This is a genomic window from Marinobacter sp. PE14, from assembly GCF_053566155.1.
Window position 1 is genome coordinate 77,970 of the sequence record NZ_JBQXNY010000007.1, and the last position, 15,596, is coordinate 93,565.

Consider the following 15,596-nt stretch of genomic DNA (forward strand, 5'->3'; position numbering starts at 1 on the left):
ACCTGCCTTCTGTTTTCAACGGGCCTCCTGCCCCGAATCCAATTCTCCTGTAAACCGAGCCACCTGACAGCATGAAAGAGACCGTTTCCGATCTGCTCCAGTCTGCACTGGCAGCACTCCAAGCCGATGGCACTCTGCCTGCGGACCAGTCCTTCACTCCACAGGTGGGCAATACCAAGGACAAGTCCCACGGCGACTATGCCTGCAACATTGCCCTGGTTGCCTCAAAAGCTGCCGGCTGCGCACCCCGCAAACTGGCGGAGGCGCTGATCGAGAAGCTGCCGCAGAGCAAAGCTGTAGAGAAAGTGGAGATTGCCGGGCCCGGTTTTATCAACTTCTTTATGAGCACTGCGAGTGCCTTTGAAGTGGTCAACGCCATACTGGATGAAGGCGCTCGTTTCGGCCGCAACAATCAGGGTCAGGGCGAAAAAGTTCAGGTGGAGTTTGTCTCGGCCAACCCCACAGGCCCCCTCCACGTTGGCCACGGCCGTGGCGCGGCGATCGGCGACTGCCTTTGCCGGCTGCTGGAAGCAAACGGTTACGTTGTAACCCGGGAGTTCTACTACAACGACGCCGGGGCCCAGATTGATAACCTGGCACTCTCAGTTCAGTCGCGGGTGAAAGGTCTGACGCCGGACGACGCGAACTGGCCGGCGGATGGCTACCGGGGCGATTACATTGTTGATGTTGCCAAGGCCTACCTTGCTGGCGACACCGTTACCGCAGACGATCGGGAAGTGACCGCCAAGGCGGATCCGGAAGACCGCGATGCCATCCGCGAGTTCGCCGTTGCCTACCTGCGGCGGGAGCAGGATCTGGACCTGAAAGCCTTCGGGGTTCAGTTCGATGTCTATTTCCTGGAATCCTCCCTGTACGAAGACGGCAAGGTCGAAGCCACGGTCAAGCGCCTGCAGGAAAATGGCTATACCTACGAGCAGGATGGCGCCATGTGGCTGAAGACCACGGAGTTCGGCGATGACAAGGATCGTGTCATGCGCAAGAAGGATGGGGGTTACACCTATTTCCTGCCGGATGTCGCCTATCACCTCGACAAGTGGCAACGGGGCTTTACCACTGTTATCAACGAACAGGGTGCCGACCATCACTCAACCGTTACCCGAGTCCGCGCCGGCTTGCAGGCGCTGAATGCGGGCATTCCCCAAGGCTGGCCTGATTACGTCCTGCACCAGATGGTAATGGTGACCCGTTCAGGCCAGGAGGTAAAAATCTCCAAGCGGGCCGGCAGCTACGTGACCGTCCGGGACCTGATTGATGAAGTTGGCCGCGATGCCACCCGGTTCTTCCTGGCTGCGCGCCGGGTGGATTCCCAGTTGACCTTCGATATCGATCTGGCTCGCTCCCAGACCAATGAAAACCCGGTTTATTACGTGCAGTATGCCCATGCACGCATCTGCAGCGTGCTTCGCAAACTGGCCGAGGAAGGCGTAGAGCGTGGCCGAAACGAATGCATCGGCGACCTTTCACTGTTAACGCTTGACGAGGAAAAGGACCTGGCCAACCAGCTGGCCAAGTATCCGGAGCTTATTGCCAACTCCGCCGCGCAGCGTGAACCGCACCATCTCACGCACTACCTGCGGGACCTGGCGGGCCAGTTCCATACGTATTACAACGCCCACAAGGTATTGATTGAAGATACGGCGATTCGTGATGCCAGGATCAGCCTCTACCTTGCCATCCGGCAGGTTATTGCCAACGGTCTGGACCTGTTGGGCGTCAGCGCACCGGAAGAGATGTAACACCAATGTCCCGAGATTACGCTCGCAAGGACAGGCCCGCCAAAGCGTCGGCCACGTCGCGCACGAAACCGGCGAAGCAGGCAAAGACAAAAGTGGCCCGCCAAAAACCCAAGGCCAGTGCCCGGGCCCAGCACGGCAGTTTGTCACTCAAGTGGATTCTGTCCCTGGCTGCTGTGGGCGGCTTTATCGGGTTTATCTTTTATCTGAATTCCCTGCCTGCGAACCCGGGTTCGCAGCCGCAAGCGGTCAGTGAGAAGCCGGCCCAGAAATCTGAGAAGACGCCGACGCAAACAGCAGAGGAAGAAGATAAGCCCGGGTTCCGCTTCTACGAGATGCTGCCGGAATCCGAGGTGGTACCGCCCAAAGTCGAAGAATACACGCCCGGACCAACGCAAACGGATTTCAATTATCTGCTTCAGTCCGGCTCCTTTCGCAGCAAGGAAGACGCCGAACGACAGCGGGCTCAGATCGCCTTTCAGGGTTTGCGAGCAAGCACCCAGAGGATTGACCTGGACAGCGGCTCCGTCTGGTACCGCGTCAACGTTGGCCCTTTCACATCCCGCAGCCAGATGAATTCCGCGATCGACAAACTGGTTTCCCTGAATATCCAGCCACTGGTCCGAAAGATCCCCAAGGAAGGCTGATCTTTCGGGCTCGTTGCGAACACCTTGAATTCGCACCAGAAGCCTCCATAACAACGGGATACCAATTTCAATCAGGCAATTGGAGCCCAAATGACTACCATTCTTTCCGTCAGGCGCAATGACGAAGTTGCCATGGGTGGCGACGGCCAGGTTTCCCTGGGCAATACCGTAATGAAAGGCAATGCCCGGAAGGTTCGCCGCCTTTACAACGGCCAGGTGATCGCCGGTTTCGCGGGCGGCACCGCCGATGCCTTCACCCTGTTTGAGCGATTCGAGGCCCAGCTTGAGAAACACCAGGGCAACCTCACCAGGGCCGCGGTTGAACTGGCGAAAGACTGGCGCACAGACCGTGCATTGCGAAGGCTCGAAGCCTTGCTGGCCGTAGCGGACAAAACCGCCTCACTGATCATTACCGGCAACGGCGATGTGATTGAGCCGGAACAGGGCCTGATTGCCATCGGGTCGGGCGGCCCCTTTGCCCAGGCTTCAGCCCGGGCCCTGCTGGAAAACACCGACCTGTCCGCACACGAGATAGTCGAAAAAGGTCTGGATATCGCCGCCGATATCTGCATCTACACCAATCACAATCGCACCCTTGAAGTGCTCTCCAAAAACGACTGATCCGGAGCGACCATGTCTGCAATGACTCCCCGTGAGATTGTCCACGAACTCAACAAACACATCGTGGGCCAGGAAGAAGCCAAGCGGGCGGTGGCTATCGCCCTGAGAAATCGCTGGCGCCGGATGCAGCTGGACAGCAGCCTGCGCGATGAGATCACACCCAAAAACATTCTAATGATCGGTCCCACCGGTGTGGGTAAAACCGAGATTGCCCGGCGCCTCGCCAAATTGGCCGATGCCCCGTTTCTGAAAGTGGAGGCCACAAAATTCACCGAAGTCGGCTACGTCGGCCGCGACGTGGAATCCATTATCCGTGATCTGGCGGATATGGCCGTCAAGATGCTTCGCGAAGCAGAAATGAAGCGCCACGAAGAACGAGCACTGGACGCGGCAGAAGAGCGCATCCTCGATGCACTGATCCCACCGCCCCGGGATTTCGGTGAGGACAGCCAGCGCAGCTCCGATTCATCCACACGCCAGCTGTTCCGGAAAAAGCTCCGGGAAGGCGAACTGGATGACAAGGAAATCGAAATTGACCTGAGCAACTCCAGCGCCGGAGTAGAAATCATGGCGCCCCCGGGTATGGAAGAGATGACTAACCAGCTTCAGAGCATGTTCTCCAACCTGTCCTCCGACAAGCGCAAGACCCGGAAAATGAAGGTCTCGGACGCGCTCAAGCGGGCAAAAGAAGAGGAAGGTGCAAAGCTGGTCAACGAAGAAGAGATCAAGCAGAAAGCCATCCAGGCCGTCGAGCAGAATGGCATCGTATTCGTGGATGAGATCGACAAGGTGGCCAAACGGTCCGAGAACACCTCTTCGGATGTCTCTCGGGAGGGTGTCCAGCGGGACCTGCTGCCACTGATCGAGGGCAGCACCGTAAGCACGAAATACGGCTCTGTGCGCACAGATCACATCCTGTTTATCGCCTCCGGCGCGTTCCACCTGTCCAAGCCCTCGGACCTTATTCCCGAGCTTCAGGGCCGCTTGCCGATCCGCGTTGAACTTCAGGCGCTGACGCCCGAGGATTTCAAGCGCATCCTGACCGAACCGGATGCCTCCCTGGTGCAGCAGTACGAGGCATTGATGCTGACCGAAGGTGTGAAACTGACCTTCCGGGAAGATGCCATCGCCCGCATTGCAGAGGTTGCCTGGAAGGTGAACGAAAGCACTGAAAACATCGGTGCCCGTCGGCTGTATACCGTCCTTGAGCGGTTGCTGGAGACACTGTCCTTCGATGCCGGCGACAAGGTTACCGATGGCTTCGAGGTAACCGCCGAGTACGTGGATGAAAAGCTTGGAGAGTTGTCCGAAGACGAGGATCTCAGCCGGTACATCCTGTAGGCGTGAACGAGGGGGCAGGTGAAACGGCCATCTGGCCCCCTCACCCACTGAACATTATTGCGCCTTTGAGAAGAGGTGCGACACGTTAGTCAAGCCGCCCGCCAATCGGCCCTTCTCGGCTTTTTTCTTTCTTCCCTTGGCCACATACAGTGGCAGCATTTCGCCGTAAAGACTGGTGCTGATTGTCCGCTGCTCGTCTTCAAGGCGATCCCGCCGAAGCTTGATGCCATATTTCGCCAGCTTGGGCTCCAACTGGTCTGCACGACTCAAAAGATCACGCCGTGTCATCTGATAGGCGTGCTCACACACCATTCTGCGGGACTGGAAGCTGAATACGTTGGAGAAGAACAGCTTGGCGTCGTCACGGGTAGGCTCAAACAGCAGAATGTCCTTGTCGGGATAATCCCGGGCATATTGAGCAATGCCCGACTGCATCCGGGAGTACACCATGGTCCTGAAAGTCTGTGACAGAACATTCGGCATGCCTGAGCGGGTCAGCTCACCCGGCTTCATGGAGCCGGCCCGGACCGCCGCACTGGCATCAATCGGCACCTGGGGATTCACCGCGAAAACCAGATCGGCACCGTCCTCGAAAGCCACTGAGGCGTGCAACCCCTTGCGCAACGTACCATCCACATAATACCGCCCATCGATTTCCACCGGCACATACAGCCCCGGCGAGGCAGTACTGGCCTGAATAGCCTTGGAAATGGGCACATGGTCAAAACCGGGAGCGCCAAAGCAGACGGCTTCGGTACTCTCAACATCGGCCGCCACTATGTAGAGGCTGCGTTTGAGTTGACGGAAATCATTGGTGCGCCCGAGCATGGTGAAGGCCCGTTTGAGATACTCATGCAGACCTTCATTATCAAACAGCCCTGCAGGCGCTGCCTGAGCCAGGATTGTCATGGCTTCCAGCAGGCTCTGATCGTAAGGGTTGTTGATAAAGCGGCTTACCGCCGTCGAAACCAGCCCCGGAATTGCCAGCAATCGGCTGCCAATCTCCCGAAAGGCCGGGCGGTAAAACACTTCCGGATGAAAGGGATGCACTTCCGCCTCGTTGCGCACGAAAATCCGGCAAAGTTGCGCCGTGGTCATCTGGTTGGCGAGATTTGCCGCCACAAAAGAGCCACCATTAACGCCTACATACACATTGATGTTGTTGAAATCGAGGCCGTCAAGCGCCTCATCCAGCGCCCGGAGCGCTCCGATTTCATAAATGCCGCCCAGAGGACCACCGCCACCAAGGGCAAGCCCGATGCGGGGAGCGGGTTTATGGTCAGTTGGCGAGCTCATAGGCTTCCCTTTTCCGGATAAAGAATGCGGGCCCGTCAGCCGGACCGCCGGATACTTCCATTCTCAAGATAACAACCGCATTTAGAGTGCACACCCTATATTGTCGGAATCCGCGCCTCCGTTCAGGAAACGGCGGCCTCCGATACCGCCATGGCCGATGACTTACCGGGGCGCAGATACCGACCAAAACCGGCATTTCGCAACGCCAGATCGACACAGCTCTTGATAACGTGAGGCGAATCCAGCAATAGGACGTCTTCCAGTAGCTGGATAGCCCACTCCCGGCTTACGCTGCGAATGACTGACTTGACCTTGGGCAGGCTGGCCGCGTTCATCGACAGGGAATCGTAGCCCATGGCCATCAAAAGCAGTGCGCCGCCGGGATCACCCGCCAGTTCACCGCAGATGCCAACGGGCTTGCCCACCGAGTGAGCGTCCTGGGCAATGCGCACCAGCGCCTGGAGTACCGCCGGGTGATACGAGTGATAGAGCTGTGCAACCCGGGGGTTGTTACGATCTACCGCCAGCAGATACTGTGTCAGGTCGTTGGAACCAACAGAAAGGAAGTCCACCCGGTCTGCCAGCTCCCGGATCTGGTAAACGGCAGCCGGGATTTCGACCATCACGCCCACCTTGGGCATGTGAATGTCGTAGCCCTCTTCCCGAACCTCGTGGTACACCCGGTAAATGAGATGCAGGGACTCCTCCACCTCCGAGATGTTCGAGATCATCGGCAGCATGATCTGAAGGTTGTTCAAACCCTCGCTCGCTTTGAGCATGGCCCGAACCTGAACCAGGAAGATCTCCGGATGGTCGAGAGTAACCCGGATACCCCGCCAGCCCAGGAACGGGTTTTCCTCCTGAATCGGGAAATAGGTCAGCGCCTTGTCGCCGCCAATATCCAGCGTACGCATGGTAACGGGGCTCGGCGCAAAGGCTTCGAGCTGCTCCCGGTAATACTCTCGCTGCTCCTGCTCGGAGGGGAAGCGGTCCTTGATCATGAAGGGCACTTCGGTGCGATACAGACCGATACCCTCAGCACCGTGCGAGAGAGAGCGCACCACATCGGTCATCAGACCGGTGTTCACCAGCAGTGAGACTCGATGGTGATCAGTGGTTTCACAAGGCTTGTCCTTGAGAACTTCAAGCCCGCGAATCAGCTCGTCTTCTTCGTCGCAGATCGCCTGGTAATAGGAACGGAGGTCTGCGGATGGCGAAGCAAAAATCTGGCCTTCAAAGCCGTCTACGATCAGCTCCTTGCCGTCAAGCTGGTTTACGGGAATGTCGACCAGTCCCATAACCGTGGGCACGCCCATGGCCCGTGCCAGGATGGCGACATGAGAGTTACTGGAGCCTTTGACGGACACCAGACCAACCAACTGTCCCTTGGGGACCTCGCCAAGCATGGCCGGCGTCAACTCCTCGCTGACCAGCACCGTGCGTTCGGGGTAGTTCAGGTGCTTCTGCTCGCCTTCCTGCAAATGAGACAGCAAGCGGCGGCCAAGATCCCGGATATCAACAGCACGCTCTTGCAGGTAGTGATCGTCCATCATCTCGAAATGACGGATGTATTGCTGGACCACCTGCTTGAGGGCACCCTGGGCCCAGATCCCTTCCCTGATCTTGTTCGACACCTCCCCGGGCATCGCATCGTCACCCAACATTCTCAGATAGACATCGAACAGGGCCTGCTCTTCGGGACGCAGCTGCGAAGCAAGCCGTTTGGCCACCCGCTCGATATCTTCCCTCACCGCTTTAACCGAGGCTCCGAACAGGGCCAGTTCCTGGTCAATATCGTCGGTGGGCTTCTCCGGAACCACATCAAGATCAGCGGAAGGGTAAACGACAACGCCACTGCCGATGGCAACACCCGGAGCACCCGGCACGCCGTTGAAGCTGACATCGTGGGTCTCCTCTCCGGTCAGGGAGAGGCCACTGATGGCGCCGGTGGCTTCGCTGTGGGCGATAACCCCCGCCAGCTGAGCGGAAACGGTGACCAGGAAGGCCTCTTCACCCTCATCAAAGCACCTGGAACTCTCCCGCTGCTGGACAACAAGCACGCCCAGCACCCGGCGATGGTGAATGATCGGCACACCCAGGAAAGAGCGGAAGCGCTCCTCACCGGTCTCGGGGAAGTAACGATAGCGCGGATGGGAGGGAGCATCCTCCAGGTTGATGGGCTCCTCACGAGAGCCCACCAGGCCGACAAGCCCCTCTGAATAGGCCAGACTCACCTGGCCAACTGCCTTGCGGTAAAGGCCTTCGGTGGCCATCAGGATGTAGCGGTTGGTGGCCGGGTCAAGCAGGTAGACAGAGCAGACCTCGGTTCCCATGGCCTTTTGCACCCGCGATACAATGATATCCAGCGCCTCCTGCAGATCGCGGGCGCTGTTTACCTCTTGTACTAGACTTCGCAGAATGCTCAGCATGGCGGTGTCAGTCCGTCATTTCTGGTGTTCCTGTAAACGCCGGTTCTGCTCCGCCCTGTGCCACTGTTCCATGTTGTAGAACAGTCGCGGCGCAAGCTCTCTCAGCGCGCGTCGATACACTTCTCGCTTGAATGAAACCACCTGCCCCAACGGATACCAGTAACTTACCCACTGCCAGCCGTCGAACTCCGGTGAATCCGTACCATCCACGCAAACCTGCGCGTCCGGCGATAACATCCTCAGCAGGAACCATTTCTGTTTTTGGCCCACACAAACGGGGTGGGAGTTTTGGCGTACCATCCTCCTCGGGAGTCGATACCTCAGCCAGCCTCGCGTGCAGCTGATGATTTCCACATCGTTTGCACAGAGGCCGACTTCCTCTCCAAGCTCCCGGTACAGCGCATCCTCAGGGGATTCATCATGTTTGATGCCACCCTGGGGGAACTGCCAGGAGTCCTGCCCTATTCGCCTTGCCCAGAGAACTTCTCCTCTGTGATTGGCCAGAATGATTCCGACGTTGGGTCTGAAACCGTCTGAATCGATCACGGCACAGTCCTCTCAAAAGGTCGGTTGACCGGCGCAAAAATTCACCGGTCGGATTTGTCCAAGTTGCTCTCATTCTTACAGAATCCCAAGGGTTCGGCAAACGGAGCCGTTGGGGACAGGTCATGATAGACTTGGCGTTTTACCGTAAGCCCTTTGATCACCGGAGGTAACCGCTTGACGCTCGCAATTTTTGATCTGGACAACACCCTTTTAGCCGGCGACAGCGACCACGCCTGGGGCGAATTTCTGGTGGAGGAAGGCATTGTCGATGCCGAGGAATACCGCCTTGCCAACGACCGCTTCTATCAGGAGTACCTGAACGGCGAGCTGGATATCCTGCATTACCTGGGCTTTGCCCTTCAGCCGCTGGCAAACCACAATATGGGCGAGCTACTGGCCTGGCGAGAAGCCTTCATGGATAAAAAGGTGCGTCCCATGATGCAGGCCAGCGCGAAAGCCCTTCTGGACAGCCATCGTGAGCAGGGCCATACGCTGATGATCATCACTGCCACCAACCGTTTCGTGACCGAACCCATTGCCGAGGCCCTCGGCATCGAACACTTGATTGCCACCGAACCGGAATTGGTCAACGGCCGTTACACGGGCGAAGTGGCCGGCACCCCGAGCTTTCAGGACGGCAAGGTCACGCGACTGGATGACTGGCTGAGTGCCCACAACAGGACACTTGAGGGGGCCTGGTTCTACAGCGACTCCCACAATGACCTGCCGCTGCTGAAAAACGTGGACAACCCGGTCGCCGTCGACCCGGACCCAACTCTGGAGCAATATGCCCGGGACAACGGCTGGAAAGTGATGTCACTGCGGGGTTAAGACGTGAACAGGGGGTCAGATGAAAGCGTTCATCTGACCCCGACTTCAACTGCTCAGAAAAATCCGGTCAGGGAGCGTACAAAGCAGGATTTGATGTAATCGGTCTCGGGAATACCCGGAATCACCGGATGATCCGGGGCCTGATGCCCCTGCTCCAGCAACTGGACAAAGCGGTCGATCTTACGGCCGCTGCCACGAATGATGTCCACCAGCTTCTCCTGCGAGAGGTGCATGGAACAGGATGCGGATACCAGTATGCCGTCGCGCTCCAGCAACCGCAGACCGAGCTGGTTCAGCCGGGCATAGGCCTCTTCCCCCGCCTTCTGGTCCCTGCGCCGGGGAATCAGTGCCGGCGGATCGAGAACCACCACATCAAACTTCTCCTTCTCATCCGCCAGCGCCTTCAGGGCTTCGAAGGCATCGCCCTCAATGGTTTCCACATTGTCCAGGCCGTTGAGCCTGGCGTTGTGGTGAACCGAATCAATGGCACCGGCCGAACTGTCCACACAGGTCACCTGAGTGGCCCCGGCACAGGCCGCCTGGATGCCCCAGCCACCGACATAACTGAACACATCCAGAACCCGCTTACCCGGCGCATAGGCCTGTAAACGGGCACGATTCATCCGATGATCATAGAACCAGCCCGTCTTCTGCCCCCCTTCCAAAGGTACCTCGAACCGGACACCATTCTCCTCCACTTCCAACAGGCTGACTTCAGCGCCATGGGCCTGCTCCACGTAAGTATCCAGCCCCTCCACCTTGCGCATCTTGCCATCGTTCTTGAGGATGATCGCCTCCGGGTGCGCCAGCCGCTGAACCGCACGGACAACCGCATCCTTCATCGCTTCCATGCCGGCCGTAGAAATTTGCACCACCACTGTGGAATCAAACCGGTCGATCACCAGACCCGAAAGACCGTCACTATCACCAAACACCCAACGGTAAAACGGCTTATCGAAAAGCCGCTCCCGCAGCGCAAGCGCAGCCTCCATCCGCTGGGTCAACCGCTGCGGCGTCATACCATGGCCCGGGTCCCGACTGATCAGCCGGCCACAAATCAGCGCATGGGGATTAACGAACACTGTACCCAGAGGCTTGTCGTTCGACGCCCGAAGCTCCGCCTGAACACCGGCCTCGAATTCCGTCAGCGGACTGCGGCGGGTGTCCACCTCATTGCTGTAAACCCATAGATGGCCAGCACGGAGACGGCGCTCTGCGCCTTTTCGTAGGTAGAGGACAGGAAAGTTCATAGGGACCACCAGGCAGAGGATAATTCGGGGCGAGGATTATACATTAACGGGTGAAGACAACACCCAAGCTACGGGAGCAGTCGGGCAGGGCTTTCGAAAACTGTGCGGAGCCATGGATGGCGGAGCCCAAGCGTCACATGGACGTGCCGCAAGGAGCGTGTTTTCGAAAGCCCTGCCCGACTGCTCATGCTCCGGTGGACAACCGCTACTGCTCGGCAGCCACATGCTCCGCATAAGCCGCAGAATCCATCAGGCCATCTAGCTCACCCGCATCCTCAAGCCGCACCTTGTAAAGCCAGCCGTCACCATAGGGATCTTCATTCACCTTCTCCGGCTCATCCTCGAGACTCTCATTCACCTCGATAACCTCACCAGTCACAGGACTGAACACATCCGAAGCCGACTTTACAGACTCCGCCACGCCAGCTTCCTCTCCACCGTTTACGGTAGTGCCAACATCCGGAACACCGATGTATACCACATCACCCAGTTGCTCCTGGGCAAAATCGGTTATGCCGACCGTCGCCGTGCCGTCATCGGACACGCGAACCCATTGATGGGTCTCAATGTATTTCAGGTCTGCGGGTATCTCACTCATAGTCTGGTTTCCTGAACGAATTTTTTGCGCAGTTTAACTGAAGACGTTAACTCCAGCGAACCTCACTTGCCAGCTTCATGAACGAATTCAGGTAATCCACGCCCCGGTCGCGTTCACGAAGGCCCAGGAAGATCTGTTTCGGGATCCCCGCCTCGCCCAATTGAACCGGTCGAACCGGAATCCGGGCACTGTAATCCTCTACCAGCCAGCGCGGAAGCGCAGCCACCCCGCGGCCTGCAGCGACCATTTGCAGCATGATATCGGTGGTCTCAATGGTTTTGTGCCTTGCCGGGCTGGCGTGAGCCGGCAGTAGGAACCGCGTATAGATATCCAGCCGTTCGATTTCCACCGGGTAGGTGATCAGGGTTTCTTTCTCCAGATCCTCGGGTTCAACCCATCCCTTACCTGCCAGCGCGTGGTCCGCTGCCACCACAAGCACCTGCTCGTAGTCGAACACCGGTTCAAAGACCAGCCCCGGGCGGTGCAAGGGGTCCGGAGTCACCAGCATATCGATATCGTGACCAAACAGCGCACCAATACCACCGAACTGGAATTTCTGTTTTACATCCACATCTACCCCCGGCCAGTCTTCCAGGTAGGGCCCGACCACTTTCAACAACCATTGATAGCACGGATGGCACTCCATACCGATGCGCAGCGTGCCACGCTGGCCCTTGGCAAACTGATCGATCAGCATTTCCGCATGTTCCATCTGCGGCAACAGCCTGTTCGCGAGAGACAGTAAATAGTCACCAGACTGAGTGAGCCTGAGCTGCCGCCCTTCACGCACCCAGATGTCGGTACCCAGCTGTTGCTCAAGCTTACGAATGGAATGGCTGAGGGCAGACTGGGTCAGATGCAGGCGCTCGGCAGCTGCTGTTAGAGAACCCTGCTGATTGACCGCCCTGAGAATCTCCAGATGGCTCCGCTCGATCATCGACACTCCATATATGACCAATATTCATCGTTACCTGAAATAATACCATTATTCTTCATTTCACCAGCCCGATATTCTGCATTTTCTTGCAAACCACAGGATCAAGCAGAGGAAAGACCATGGTAACCACGCATAACCTCGGGTTCCCCCGAGTTGGCGCCCGCCGAGAGTTGAAATTTGCCCAGGAAGCCTTCTGGAAAGGCCAGATCACCGAGGACGAACTGCAGATTACCGGTGCCGACCTTCGGCGCAGGCATTGGCATAGCCAGCAACGCCTCAGTCGTGTGCCTGTTGGCGACTTCTCCTTCTACGATCAGGTGCTGGACATGAGCTTCACCCTGGGCAATCTGCCTGAGCGGTTGAACGACACCGAAGGCAGCGAACTCGATCGTTATTTCCGGGTAGCCCGGGGCCGTTCCGGGCATGAGTCGGCCTGCTGCGGTGTTCAGGCGGGGGAAATGACCAAATGGTTCGACACCAACTACCACTACATCGTGCCTGAGTTCCACCAGAACACCCGCTTTCAGCTCAAGGCCGACCGGCTGATCGAACAGATCACAGAGGCGCGAGCCCAAGGGCTGGCACCGAAGCCGGTGATTATCGGGCCGGTCACTTATCTCTGGTTGGGCAAAACCAAAGACGAACATGATCGGCTTTCGCTACTGGAGTCTCTGCTACCCGTTTATTCAAAGCTTCTGGATGCGCTTGCCGCCCATGGCGTGGACTGGGTACAGGTAGACGAACCCGCTCTCGTCACCGACCTCGACGCAGATTGGCGCCACGCATTCAGCCTGGCCTACCACCACCTCAAGACCAGCGCTCCGAAGCTGTTGGTAACCACTTACTTCGGTGAGTTGCGAGAAAACTTGCAGCTAGCCTGTGAGTTGCCCGTGGCAGGATTGCACCTGGATGCCATCAGTGCCCCACAGGAAGTCGCCCGGGTGGTCGACTGGCTACCGCCCCACAAGCAACTGTCGTTGGGCGTCATTAATGGCCGGAATATCTGGCGAACGGATCTTGAGAAGACCCTGGACTGGCTGGAACCGGTCCACGATAAATTGGGTGGCCGCCTCTGGCTCGCGCCATCCTGCTCACTGCTCCACGTGCCTGTCGATCTCTCGAGCGAAGAAAAGCTGGACCCGGAAATCCGCAACTGGATGGCATTCGCTACCCAGAAACTGGATGAACTGAATACTCTAGCCACGGCATTGAGTCACGGTAGAGCAGCCGTTCAAAAAAACTTGGTGGAATCGACCGTAGCCATCAACAGTCAGAAAACGTCAGAGCGAGTCCATAACGCGTCTGTCCAGGCCCGACTCAAAGACGTCAGACCGGCACTCGGCCAGCGGCAAAGCCCATACCCGGACCGCATCGCCATACAGCAACAGAAGCTTGGCCTGCCACGCTTCCCTACAACTACCATCGGGTCCTTTCCCCAAACACGGGATATCCGCCAGACCCGCTTGCAGTTCCGCAAGGGCGAACTCACGGAGGCGGACTACAGCGCCCGGATTCGCGAGCACGTGCGCCACTGCATTACCGAGCAGGAAGCCCTGGGGCTCGATGTGCTTGTTCACGGCGAGGCCGAACGCAACGACATGGTCGAGTATTTCGGCGAACAATTGGACGGCTATGCCTTCAGCCAGTTCGGGTGGGTTCAGTCCTATGGTTCCCGCTGCGTAAAACCACCCATCCTGTTCGGCGACATCTCACGCCCGAAGGCAATGACCGTCGAGTGGACCCGTTATGCCCAGTCTCTCACGGAAAAGCCTCTGAAGGGCATGCTGACCGGCCCAGTCACCATCCTTAACTGGTCATTCGTTCGGGACGATCAGTCAAGACGGGAGAGCTGCCTGCAGCTGGCACTGGCTATCCGGGAGGAGGTGCTTGATCTGGAAGCCTCGGGCGTCAGAATTATCCAGATCGATGAAGCCGCCCTGAGGGAAGGCTTGCCGCTTAGGCAATCCGATTGGAAGAGCTATCTGGACTGGGCCATCGACGCATTCCGCATAGCCGCCAACGGCGTTCGCGACGAAACCCAGATCCACACTCACATGTGCTATTCAGAGTTCAACGACATTATCGAAGCCATCGCCCGGATGGATGCGGATGTCATTACCATCGAAACCTCCCGGTCGAACATGGAGCTTCTCGACGCCTTCCGTGGTTTCCAGTATCCGAACGACATCGGGCCCGGGGTCTATGACATCCACTCACCGAATATTCCTGACAGCAAGCAGATTCGGTCATTGATGATAAAGGCGGCAGAGCGGATACCGGTGGAGCGGCTATGGGTGAACCCGGACTGCGGCCTGAAGACTCGTCAATGGGAAGAGGTCCGCCCTGCCCTGAGAAGCATGGTCGCTGCCGCCCGGGAACTAAGGGAACGTATTCAGTAACCCGAGCTGTTCTGATCCAGTTCGAACTGGAAATCTTCGGCCCGGCGGACTTCCGTGGCGAAGTCGCCGGAATCGTGAAATTCGAACCAGCGGTAACCCGGCGGCAAATCCTCAACCGAGAACTTACTGGAACCAGAGGTGAACTGGATGCAGGTTGACGGCGTGGCCATCAGTTGCACGCCGTTGCGCTCGCGCTCGTGCTCCTGATGGATATGTCCCCACAACACGATCCTGACCTGAGGGAATCGATCAACCACCTGCCAGAAGGCGTCCCGGTTGGTGAGACCAATTTTCTCCATCCAGTCAGATCCGATATCCACCGGGTGATGATGGAGTGCAACCACTGCCGGCATGTTCGGATGCCGCTCAAGCGTCTCCGAGAGAAACTCCAGTTCGGATTCGGCCAGAGCGCCGAAAACCTTGCCGGGCACGGAGGAATCCAGCATCACGAACTGCCAACCACCCTGAATCACGTGACGTTCAGAAGCCTTGTACTCGCGAGAAACTTGCAGCAGGTTATCAGTATGATCGTGATTACCGGCGATCCAGACTGAAGGACAGGAGAAGGACTTCAGGCTCTCACCAAAGACTCGGTAGGCTTCCACCGACCCGTCTTGAGCGAGATCCCCGGTAGCCAGAATCAGATCCGGCTGACCGTGCACTTTCAGTACCTCTGCAATAACCGCCTGCAGGCTTTCCCGGGTTCTAACGCCCAACAGGTCTCCGTCGGCACGCGCCATCAGGTGCGGATCGGTCAGCTGCAGTACCCGCAGTGGCCGGTTTTTTTCCTTTGTGGTCATGGCGTTCTGGATCTACTCGCTGGCAATACGTGGTCTGATCACAAGTGTACGACGCCGATTCACAGATTTATCACTTTCGAATCGAACCCGGGTCACATTCTGGCAAGGCTTAGACGATATATTGCAATCTTTGACAACTATGGCACA

General features: G+C 57.7%; 13 protein-coding genes. 6 read left to right on the forward strand and 7 right to left on the reverse strand.

Annotated features, from left to right (window positions below; translation table 11 throughout):
- The first annotated feature begins 71 nt into the window (after positions 1–71).
- The 4 genes from argS (at position 72) to hslU (ending at position 4,363) form a co-directional block, all read left to right on the forward strand.
- Positions 72–1,757, forward strand: a complete 1,686-nt coding sequence (argS, locus tag ACWJ62_RS18610) for an arginine--tRNA ligase (RefSeq protein ID WP_449287532.1) — start codon at positions 72–74, stop codon at positions 1,755–1,757.
- A 5-nt stretch (positions 1,758–1,762) separates the two neighbouring features.
- Complete coding sequence (locus ACWJ62_RS18615) at positions 1,763–2,401, forward strand: SPOR domain-containing protein (RefSeq protein ID WP_449287533.1); 639 nt, start codon at positions 1,763–1,765, stop codon at positions 2,399–2,401.
- A 90-nt stretch (positions 2,402–2,491) separates the two neighbouring features.
- Positions 2,492–3,022, forward strand: coding sequence for an ATP-dependent protease subunit HslV (gene hslV / locus ACWJ62_RS18620; protein ID WP_449287534.1), 531 nt, complete (start codon positions 2,492–2,494; stop codon positions 3,020–3,022).
- A 12-nt stretch (positions 3,023–3,034) separates the two neighbouring features.
- Positions 3,035–4,363, forward strand: coding sequence for an ATP-dependent protease ATPase subunit HslU (gene hslU, locus ACWJ62_RS18625; RefSeq protein ID WP_449287535.1), 1,329 nt, complete (start codon positions 3,035–3,037; stop codon positions 4,361–4,363).
- A gap of 54 nt (positions 4,364–4,417) precedes the next feature.
- Here the strand turns inward: hslU and ACWJ62_RS18630 are convergent, their stop codons facing one another.
- From ACWJ62_RS18630 to ACWJ62_RS18640, 3 genes are all read right to left on the reverse strand, one after another.
- Positions 4,418–5,659, reverse strand: coding sequence for a patatin-like phospholipase family protein (locus ACWJ62_RS18630; RefSeq protein WP_449287536.1), 1,242 nt, complete (start codon positions 5,657–5,659; stop codon positions 4,418–4,420).
- 122 nt (positions 5,660–5,781) lie between these two features.
- On the reverse strand, positions 5,782–8,088 hold the full coding sequence (gene ptsP / locus ACWJ62_RS18635; protein ID WP_449287537.1) for a phosphoenolpyruvate--protein phosphotransferase: 2,307 nt from the start codon (positions 8,086–8,088) through the stop codon (positions 5,782–5,784).
- 15 nt (positions 8,089–8,103) lie between these two features.
- Positions 8,104–8,634, reverse strand: a complete 531-nt coding sequence (locus ACWJ62_RS18640; protein WP_449287538.1) for an RNA pyrophosphohydrolase — start codon at positions 8,632–8,634, stop codon at positions 8,104–8,106.
- A 174-nt stretch (positions 8,635–8,808) separates the two neighbouring features.
- Between ACWJ62_RS18640 and ACWJ62_RS18645 the strand changes: the two genes are divergently transcribed.
- Entirely contained in the window at positions 8,809–9,465 is a 657-nt protein-coding gene (locus ACWJ62_RS18645) for a histidinol-phosphatase (RefSeq protein WP_449287539.1), read from the forward strand.
- Between the two features lie 53 nt (positions 9,466–9,518).
- Here ACWJ62_RS18645 and ACWJ62_RS18650 read toward each other — a convergent pair whose 3' ends face one another.
- The 3 genes from ACWJ62_RS18650 to ACWJ62_RS18660 form a co-directional block, all read right to left on the reverse strand.
- Positions 9,519–10,715 (reverse strand): class I SAM-dependent rRNA methyltransferase, encoded by a 1,197-nt coding sequence (locus tag ACWJ62_RS18650; RefSeq protein ID WP_449287540.1) that lies wholly within the window; start codon positions 10,713–10,715, stop codon positions 9,519–9,521.
- Between the two features lie 205 nt (positions 10,716–10,920).
- Positions 10,921–11,313: a glycine cleavage system protein GcvH gene (gene gcvH, locus ACWJ62_RS18655; RefSeq protein ID WP_449287541.1), complete on the reverse strand. Its 393-nt coding sequence runs from the start codon at positions 11,311–11,313 to the stop codon at positions 10,921–10,923.
- Between the two features lie 46 nt (positions 11,314–11,359).
- Entirely contained in the window at positions 11,360–12,250 is an 891-nt protein-coding gene (locus ACWJ62_RS18660) for a LysR family transcriptional regulator (protein WP_449287542.1), read from the reverse strand.
- 119 nt (positions 12,251–12,369) lie between these two features.
- Here ACWJ62_RS18660 and metE point away from each other — a divergent pair, with 119 nt between their 5' ends.
- Positions 12,370–14,649, forward strand: a complete 2,280-nt coding sequence (gene metE / locus ACWJ62_RS18665) for a 5-methyltetrahydropteroyltriglutamate--homocysteine S-methyltransferase (protein ID WP_449287543.1) — start codon at positions 12,370–12,372, stop codon at positions 14,647–14,649.
- Here the strand turns inward: metE and cpdA are convergent.
- On the reverse strand, positions 14,643–15,449 hold the full coding sequence (cpdA, locus tag ACWJ62_RS18670) for a 3',5'-cyclic-AMP phosphodiesterase (RefSeq protein WP_449287544.1): 807 nt from the start codon (positions 15,447–15,449) through the stop codon (positions 14,643–14,645). The genes metE and cpdA overlap by 7 nt on opposite strands.
- Between the last annotated feature and the right edge of the window lie 147 nt (positions 15,450–15,596).

Excerpts from the sequence above, each read along its gene's own strand:
- ptsP (WP_449287537.1), bottom strand. The coding sequence starts at position 8,088 with ATGCTGAGCATTCTGCGAAGTCTAGTACAAGAGGTAAACAGCGCCCGC.
- gcvH (WP_449287541.1), bottom strand. The coding sequence starts at position 11,313 with ATGAGTGAGATACCCGCAGACCTGAAATACATTGAGACCCATCAATGG.
- ACWJ62_RS18630 (WP_449287536.1), bottom strand. The coding sequence starts at position 5,659 with ATGAGCTCGCCAACTGACCATAAACCCGCTCCCCGCATCGGGCTTGCC.
- hslV (WP_449287534.1), top strand. The coding sequence starts at position 2,492 with ATGACTACCATTCTTTCCGTCAGGCGCAATGACGAAGTTGCCATGGGT.
- ACWJ62_RS18615 (WP_449287533.1), top strand. The coding sequence starts at position 1,763 with ATGTCCCGAGATTACGCTCGCAAGGACAGGCCCGCCAAAGCGTCGGCC.
- hslU (WP_449287535.1), top strand. The coding sequence starts at position 3,035 with ATGTCTGCAATGACTCCCCGTGAGATTGTCCACGAACTCAACAAACAC.
- ACWJ62_RS18650 (WP_449287540.1), bottom strand. The coding sequence starts at position 10,715 with ATGAACTTTCCTGTCCTCTACCTACGAAAAGGCGCAGAGCGCCGTCTC.
- metE (WP_449287543.1), top strand. The coding sequence starts at position 12,370 with ATGGTAACCACGCATAACCTCGGGTTCCCCCGAGTTGGCGCCCGCCGA.
- cpdA (WP_449287544.1), bottom strand. The coding sequence starts at position 15,449 with ATGACCACAAAGGAAAAAAACCGGCCACTGCGGGTACTGCAGCTGACC.
- ACWJ62_RS18660 (WP_449287542.1), bottom strand. The coding sequence starts at position 12,250 with ATGATCGAGCGGAGCCATCTGGAGATTCTCAGGGCGGTCAATCAGCAG.
- argS (WP_449287532.1), top strand. The coding sequence starts at position 72 with ATGAAAGAGACCGTTTCCGATCTGCTCCAGTCTGCACTGGCAGCACTC.